The organism is Streptomyces sp. NPDC046716, from assembly GCF_040645755.1.
Taxonomy (GTDB): Bacteria; Actinomycetota; Actinomycetes; order Streptomycetales; family Streptomycetaceae; genus Streptomyces.
On sequence record NZ_JBEYYU010000009.1, the window covers coordinates 197327 to 204589 of the forward strand.

6 protein-coding genes are annotated in these 7263 nt (G+C 71.7%); 4 read left to right on the plus strand and 2 right to left on the minus strand.

Annotated features, from left to right (window positions below; genetic code table 11):
* The first annotated feature begins 72 nt into the window (after positions 1–72).
* Positions 73–1677 carry an ABC transporter substrate-binding protein gene (locus tag ABZ930_RS10000; RefSeq protein ID WP_361544448.1) on the plus strand — a complete coding sequence of 535 codons (1605 nt, stop codon included), beginning with the start codon at positions 73–75 and terminating at the stop codon, positions 1675–1677.
* 75 nt (positions 1678–1752) lie between these two features.
* On the opposite strand, the gene ABZ930_RS10005 is transcribed toward ABZ930_RS10000, so the two are convergent.
* Both ABZ930_RS10005 and ABZ930_RS10010 read right to left on the minus strand, forming a co-directional pair.
* Complete coding sequence (locus ABZ930_RS10005; protein WP_111665813.1) at positions 1753–2424, minus strand: response regulator transcription factor; 672 nt, start codon at positions 2422–2424, stop codon at positions 1753–1755.
* A gap of 38 nt (positions 2425–2462) precedes the next feature.
* A complete protein-coding gene (locus ABZ930_RS10010) occupies positions 2463–3383 on the minus strand; it encodes a PD-(D/E)XK nuclease family protein (protein WP_361544451.1) in 921 nt (306 codons plus the stop codon).
* A 274-nt stretch (positions 3384–3657) separates the two neighbouring features.
* On the opposite strand from ABZ930_RS10010, the gene ABZ930_RS10015 reads away from it, so the two are divergent.
* From ABZ930_RS10015 to ABZ930_RS10025, 3 genes are all read left to right on the plus strand, one after another.
* Positions 3658–5400 (plus strand): site-2 protease family protein, encoded by a 1743-nt coding sequence (locus tag ABZ930_RS10015; RefSeq protein WP_361544472.1) that lies wholly within the window; start codon positions 3658–3660, stop codon positions 5398–5400.
* A gap of 41 nt (positions 5401–5441) precedes the next feature.
* A complete protein-coding gene (locus ABZ930_RS10020; protein ID WP_361544454.1) occupies positions 5442–6347 on the plus strand; it encodes a tRNA (adenine-N1)-methyltransferase in 906 nt (301 codons plus the stop codon).
* Between the two features lie 221 nt (positions 6348–6568).
* A complete protein-coding gene (locus ABZ930_RS10025; RefSeq protein ID WP_361544457.1) occupies positions 6569–7153 on the plus strand; it encodes a hypothetical protein in 585 nt (194 codons plus the stop codon).
* Positions 7154–7263: the final 110 nt, after the last annotated feature.

The following is a 7263-nucleotide window of genomic DNA, read 5'->3' on the forward strand; positions in this document are numbered from 1 at the left end:
CCCCACCCCTCGTGCTCCTGTCGCCCACTCCGCGCCGGACGCGAGTGGGTCAAGCTCTGGAGAACGTCGAGCATGAACCGCAAGACTCTGGTGCTGTCGGCCGTCGTCGGCCTGCTCGCCCCTGCGCTGGCCGCGTGCGGAGGCTCGGACAGCGGTAGTGGTGGCGATGCCATCGTGGTGGGTACGACCGACCAGTTCGAGCTCACCTCCGACACCCCGGCCCCGTTCGACCCGGCGTACTCCTACGACGCGGGCGTGTGGAACGTGCTGCAGCAGACCCTGCAGACCCTTGTGGCGGTGCCCAAGGGAGGCGGCGAGCCGGCGCCGGAGGCGGCGCAGAGCTGCGGGTTCACCGACAGCGGCAGCGAGCGCTACGCGTGCAAGCTGCGCGACGGGCTGCAGTTCTCCGACGGGTCGCCGGTCACGGCCGCCGATGTGAAGTACTCGATCGACCGCGTGCGCGACATCGACAGCGACAGCGGTATCGCCGGTCTGCTCTCCACGATCGACACCATCGAGACCGTCGGCAAGCGGGAGATCGTCTTCCACCTCAACACGCCGGACGCGACGTTCCCGTACAAGCTGACGACCCCGGCCGCCGCCCTCGTCAACCCCGACGACTACGCGAAGACCAAGCTGCGCAACGGCTTCGAGATCAGCGGGTCGGGCGTCTACACCCTGAAGGCCGAGGTCAAGGACAAGAAGGTCGTCAAGGCCGTCTTCACCAAGAACCCGCACTACAAGGGCCAGTTCAAGGTCAACAGCGACACCGTCGAGATGCGCTCGATGTCCAGCGCCGAGGGCATGGAGACGGCCCTCGAAAAGGGTGACATCGACGTCATGGGCCGGACGCTGACGCCCGACCAGATCGCCAAGTACTCGGCCAAGGTGCCCGAGGGCATCAACTTCGTCGCGACGCAGGGCCTCGAGACCAACTTCCTCGGCTTCTCGCTCAAGCAGGGCCAGGTCGGCGACAAGGCCGTCCGCCAGGCGATAGCCCAGGTCGTCGACCGCGGCCAGATCGCCTCCGAGGCGTACAAGTCGACCTCCGAGTCGCTGTACTCGCTCGTCCCCGCCGGCGTCGTGGGCCACGCCAACTCGTTCTTCAACGAGTACAACGACCCGGACAAGGCGAAGGCGGCCGAGATCCTGCACCAGGCGGGCATCACCACGCCCGTCAAGCTGTCGCTGCACTACACGCAGGACCACTACGGCCCGGTCATGAAGAAGCAGTTCGACCTGCTGGCCCAGCAGCTCAACGACAGCGGCCTGTTCAAGGCGGAGGTCCACGAGACCAAGAAGTGGAGCAAGTTCCGCGCCGAGGAGCTGGCCGGCAAGTACCAGGTCTACGGCATGGGCTGGGTCGCCGACTTCCCCGACGCCGACAACTTCCTGGCGCCGTTCCTCGACAAGGACAACTTCCTCGGGTCGACGTACACCAACTCCACCATCACGCGCGACCTCATCCCCGCCTCGCGTCGTGAGTCGGACCGCGCGGCCGCGTCCAAGACGCTGAAGCGGATCCAGGACATGGTCGCCGACGACGTCCCGGTGCTGCCGCTGACCCAGAGCAAGCAGTACATCGCCGCAGGCGACGACATCACCGGCGCCGAGTGGGCCCTGTCCGCCACCTCGCTGCTCCAGCTCTGGGAGCTGGGCCGCGGCGTCAGCGGCTGATCCCCTCCCCGTACGCACATGAGGGCGGCGGCCACCTTCCGGTGGCCGCCGCCCTCATGCTGTCGGCAGTGCCGCCTACTGGGCGCCCGGCCGGACGAGACCGCTCTCGTACGCGTACACCGCAGCCTGCACCCGGTCGCGCAGCCCCAGCTTCGTCAGCACGTGGCCGACATGGGTCTTCACCGTCGTCTCGCTCACGAACAGGTCGGCGGCGATCTCCGCGTTCGACAGGCCGCGCGCGACCAGCTTGAGCACCTCGACCTCGCGCTCGGTCAGCGTGTGCAGCGTGTCCGGCACCGGCTCGTCGCCCGACGGCAGATGGTCCGCGTACTTGTCGAGCAGCCGGCGCGTGATGCTCGGCGCCAGCATCGCCTCACCGGCGGCCACCACCCGGATCGCCTGGACCAGCTCATTGGCCGGGGCGTCCTTCAGGAGGAAGCCGCTGGCTCCGGCCTTCAGCGCCTCCACGACGTACTCGTCCAGATCGAAGGTCGTCAGCACGAGCACCTTCGCCGGGCCGTCCCGCCCCGGGCCGGTGATCTGCCGGGTCGCCTCGACCCCGTCCATCCGCGGCATCCGGATGTCCATCAGCACCACATCGGGCTGCAGCGCGCGCACCTGATCGAGCGCCTGGAGGCCGTCCCCGGCCTCACCGACGACCGCGATGTCCTGCTCGGCCTCCAGAATCATCCTGAAGCCCGTACGCAGCAGAGGCTGGTCGTCGACCAGTAGGACACGGATCGCCACGAAACACTCCTTCGGTAGTCCGGCCCCATTCTGCCCTGCTACACCTCGCCCGACTCGGCCGCCCTGACCGACTCGTCCGCCGGGGCCGGCACGGCCGGCGCGATCTGCAGCGGATAGGGCGGGGGAGTACCGCCGAATTCCGGACAGACGGCCTGGTGGTCGCACCAGCCGCAGAGCTTCGTCGGCCGCGGGCGCCAGTCCCCGCTCTCCGTGGCGAGCTGGATCGCCTCCCACAGCGCGTGCAGCTTCCGCTCCACCCGCTCCAGGTCGGGGACGACCGGGTCGTACGTGATGACGTCGCCGCTCCCGAGATACACGAGCTGCAGCCGGCGCGGGACGACACCCTTCAGCCGCCACACCACCAGCGCGTAGAACTTCATCTGGAACAGGGCGCCCTCGGCGTACTCGGGGCGGGGCGCCTTGCCCGTCTTGTAGTCGACGATCCGCACGTCGCCGGTGGGCGCCACGTCGACCCGGTCGATGATCCCGCGCAGCTTGAGTCCCGACTCCAGCTCCGCCTCGACGAACAGCTCCCGCTCGGCGGGCTCCAGACGCGTCGGGTCCTCCAGCGTGAACCAGCGCTCGACCAGCCGCTCGGCGTCCCCGAGCCAGCGGGCCATCCGCTCACCCGCCGCACCTTCGTCGGTGTCCGCGAACAGCTCGGCCAGCTCCGGCCGCGCCTCCCGCAGCCGGTCCCACTGCCCCGGAATCAGCGACTTGGCGTGGGGCGCCGTCCGCTCCGGGGCGGGAACGTCGAAGAGCCGCTCCAGCACGGCGTGGACCAGGGTGCCTCTGGTCGCCGCCTCGCTCGGCTTCTCCGGCAGCTTGTCGATCACCCGGAACCGGTACAGCAACGGACACTGCATGAAATCGCTCGCGCGCGAGGGCGACAGCGAGGCCGGCCGCGCGGCGGGCTTTTCCGGGCCGGTCTCAGGGCCCGTCTTCGTACTGGTCTCCATGCCTCACCACGTTACGGCCCGCCACCGACAGTCAGGCACCTGCGCGTTCCACGGCGTCTTGCGTAGCGTGGCCCGGGGGAGTCGGCGGGGGCCGACGGACGCCGTCCGCATACCATCGACGCCAGAACGTCCCGCCCTGCGGCGGGAGACGCTCGAACGAGGGGACCGAGGGATCACCGTGGACGAGAGCGGGCAGCCGCAGTCCGGCACCGGCGAGGCGACAGCGCCTGCGGAGCACACCGGGGCGCGTCCCGCGAAGGACCGGGCCGACGCCATGGCCGAGCGCACGGGCTCCGGCCCGGACGACGCATCGCCGCGGGAGGAGCGGGCCCCGCGCCCCTCCACCGCCCCCGACAGATCACCGTCACCGGACGCCGAACCGACTCCCGACCTCCCCTCCCCCTCGGACGCCCCGCCGGGCCCCGACCCCGCACGGGCCCCCGGCGGCCCGTCGTCCTCGGGCGGTTCGTCGAGCTCCGGTGGTCCGTCGGTTCCCGGCCGCCTGCCGCCCACCGACGGTTCGCCGAGCCCTAGTGGCCCGTCGTCTTCGGGCGGTTCGTCGAGCCCCGGTGGTCCGTCGCTCTCGGGTGGCCCGGCCGGTGCCGGTGGCTCGTCGGCTCCCGGTACGCCGTCGTCCGGCGACGGCTCGTCGGCGGGCGGCGACCGGGCGTCCGGTGACGGCTCGTCGACCCCGGACACTTCGTCGGCCCCCGGCGAGGCGCCGTCCCTCGACAAGCGGGCGGCCGATGTGACCGGTGAGCAGAGGGGAGCCGAAGCCCACCCGGGCACCGGCAGCCCCTACGACCGGCACCCCGATCGCGCCGCCGCCACCTCCGGGCGGCGCAAGGGGCCCGCCAAGCCGCCCGAGCCGCGCGGGGGGCTGCTCATGGGGCGGCCGTTCGGCGTGCCCGTGTACGTCGCGCCCAGCTGGTTCCTCGTCGCCGCCCTCATCACCTGGGTGTTCGGCGGCCAGCTCGACCGCGTGCTGCCGGAGCTCGGAGCCGCCCGCTACCTGGTCGCCCTCTTCTTCGCCGTCGCCTTCTACGCCTCCGTCCTCGTCCACGAACTCGCCCACACCGTCGCGGCCCTGCGCTACAAGCTCCCGGTCCGCCGGATCCGGCTGCAGTTCTTCGGCGGCGTCTCGGAGATCGAGAAGGAGTCCGAGACCCCCGGCCGCGAATTCGTGCTCGCCTTCGTGGGCCCGCTCCTCTCCCTGGTCCTCGCCGGCGTCTTCTACCTCGCCATGAAGGCGGTCGAGCCGGGCACGGTGCCGGGCGTGCTGCTCGCCGGGCTGATGGTCTCGAACCTCATCGTCGCCGCGTTCAACCTGCTGCCCGGCCTGCCCCTGGACGGCGGCCGGATGCTGCGCGCCGTCGTCTGGAAGATCACCGGCAAGCCCATGAGCGGCACGATCGCCGCGGCCTGGGTGGGCCGCGCCCTCGCCATCGCCGTCCTCATCGGCCTGCCGCTGCTCACCCAGACCGACGCCCTGGGCTCGAACACCCAGGACACCAGCAGCATGGACACCGTCACCGACGCGCTGCTGGCCGCCATCCTCGCCGCGATCATCTGGACCGGCGCCGGCAACAGCCTGCGCATGGCCCGGCTGCGCGAACACCTCCCGGAGCTGCGCGCCCGCAGCCTGACCCGGCGCGCGGTGCCCGTCGAGCACACGACCCCGCTCTCCGAGGCCCTGCGCCGGGCGAACGAGGCAGGGGCCCGCGCCCTGGTCGTCGTCGACCCCGACGGCGAACCCCGCTCGATCGTCCGCGAGGCCGCCATCGTCGGCGTCCCCGAACACCGCCGCCCCTGGGTCCCGGTCAGCGGCCTCGCCCAGGACCTCACGGACGGCATGCGCGTCTCGGCCGAGCTCGCCGGCGAGGACCTCCTCGACACCCTCCGGGCGACCCCGGCGACCGAGTACCTGGTGGTCGAGGAGAACGGCGCGATCTACGGCGTCCTCTCCGCGGCCGACGTCGAGCGAGCCTTCGTGAAGGCGATGGCCCGCCCCCAGTGAGAGTGGTCGGCGCCCCGCGCGGCGCCCGGTACCCTGGTCACATGTCCGAACCGACCGGTGCCGCCCGCCGACGCGGGCCCTTCAAGGTCGGGGACCAGGTTCAGCTGACCGACCCCAAGGGCCGCCACTACACGTTCACGCTCGAAGAGGGAAAGAACTTCCACACCCACAAGGGTTCCTTCCCGCACGACGAGCTGATCGGCGCACCCGAGGGCAGCGTTGTCCGCACCACCGGAAACGTCGCCTATCTGGCGCTGCGCCCCCTGCTCCCCGACTATGTCCTGTCCATGCCCCGCGGCGCCGCCGTGGTCTACCCCAAGGACGCGGGGCAGATCCTGGCCTTCGCCGACATCTTCCCCGGCGCGCGCGTCGTGGAGGCGGGGGTGGGCTCCGGCTCGCTGAGCAGCTTCCTGCTCCGCGCCATCGGCGACGAGGGCATGCTGCACTCGTACGAGCGCCGCGAGGACTTCGCCGAGATCGCCAAGGGGAACGTCGAGCGCTACTTCGGCGGCCCGCACCCCGCCTGGCAGCTCACCGTCGGCGACCTCCAGGACAACCTGGTCGACGGTGACGTCGACCGCGTCATCCTCGACATGCTCGCCCCCTGGGAGTGCCTGGACGTCGTCAAGAAGGCGCTCGTCCCCGGCGGCATCCTGTGCTGCTACGTGGCCACGACCACGCAGCTCGCCCGCACGGTCGAGTCCATCCGAGAGATCGGCTGCTTCAACGAGCCGACCTCCTGGGAGTCGATGATCCGCAACTGGCACGTGGAGGGCCTCGCGGTCCGCCCCGACCACCGGATGATCGGCCACACCGGCTTCCTGCTCACCGCCCGCCGCCTCGCGGACGGCGTCGAGCCGCCCATGCGCCGCCGCCGCCCCGCCAAGGGCGCCTACGGCGACGACTACGAGGGCCCGAACGCGGACGGCGGCAGCCGCGGCCGCTGAGCCCCGCCCGTCCCCGTACCACCGCACAACGCACCGACGCCGTCGCCCAGTTCCCCGTCCCGAACGGGAACTCGGCGGCGGCGTTCGCGCGTTGACCCTCCGGCAGCACTGAGCCCGGAGGTCACCAGGGAAAACCGGCGACCCCGCCGTTCCACTCCACTGTGACGTATGGCACGATGCTGGCCACCCCACCGGCACAGCCCTCACAGGAGACGCTCCTAGTGCAGCAGCCCCCCCGGCAGACGATCCCGGAACTGGCGCACACCACCACCCGTCCCATCCACTGGCTCGCCACCGCGGCAGCCCTCGCCGGCGTCGTCGCGCTCTCCGGCGTTCTTCAGCCGGGCTCCGCCACGGCGGCCCAGGCCGACACCGCGTCATCCGGCGCGCACCGGGCGTCCGTCGCCCCGCCCGACCCGGCGAAGGTCGACTTCCCGCTGGACTGCGGACCCGCCGAGGTCCTCGTCCAGAAGAAGGCCTCCGGCGACCTCGACGGCGACGGCAGACCCGAGACGGTCGCGGTCGTCCGCTGCGACGCGGGCTCCGGCACCCCGCCGAACGGCGTGTACGTGCTGACCCGCTCCGGCGACGGCAAGCCCCGCGTCGTCGCCACCCTCGTCGACCCGAAGGACACCTTCACGGTCACCGACCTCGCGGTGCGCGACCGGGCCGTCACGGCGACCCTCGATGGCTACTCGTCGCCCGACGTGCCCCGCTACCGGCCCGACGTCCACGAGAAGGCCAAGTGGCAGTGGAAGAACGGGACGTTCGTCCGCTCCACGCCCGCGGTCGCCCAGAGTGCCTGACCTCGCGCGCGAAGGGGCCCCGCACACCCGGTGTGCGGGGCCCGCAGCTCGGGATCCTTCTCGACGGTCTCGGCGACCAGCGTGCGCACGCTGTCGTAGGCCTCCTGGGC

Bases quoted from the DNA above. Each gene is read 5' to 3' on its own strand.
- ABZ930_RS10000 (WP_361544448.1), top strand. From the start codon at position 73: ATGAACCGCAAGACTCTGGTGCTGTCGGCCGTCGTCGGCCTGCTCGCC.
- ABZ930_RS10010 (WP_361544451.1), bottom strand. From the start codon at position 3,383: ATGGAGACCAGTACGAAGACGGGCCCTGAGACCGGCCCGGAAAAGCCC.
- ABZ930_RS10015 (WP_361544472.1), top strand. From the start codon at position 3,658: ATGGCCGAGCGCACGGGCTCCGGCCCGGACGACGCATCGCCGCGGGAG.
- ABZ930_RS10020 (WP_361544454.1), top strand. From the start codon at position 5,442: ATGTCCGAACCGACCGGTGCCGCCCGCCGACGCGGGCCCTTCAAGGTC.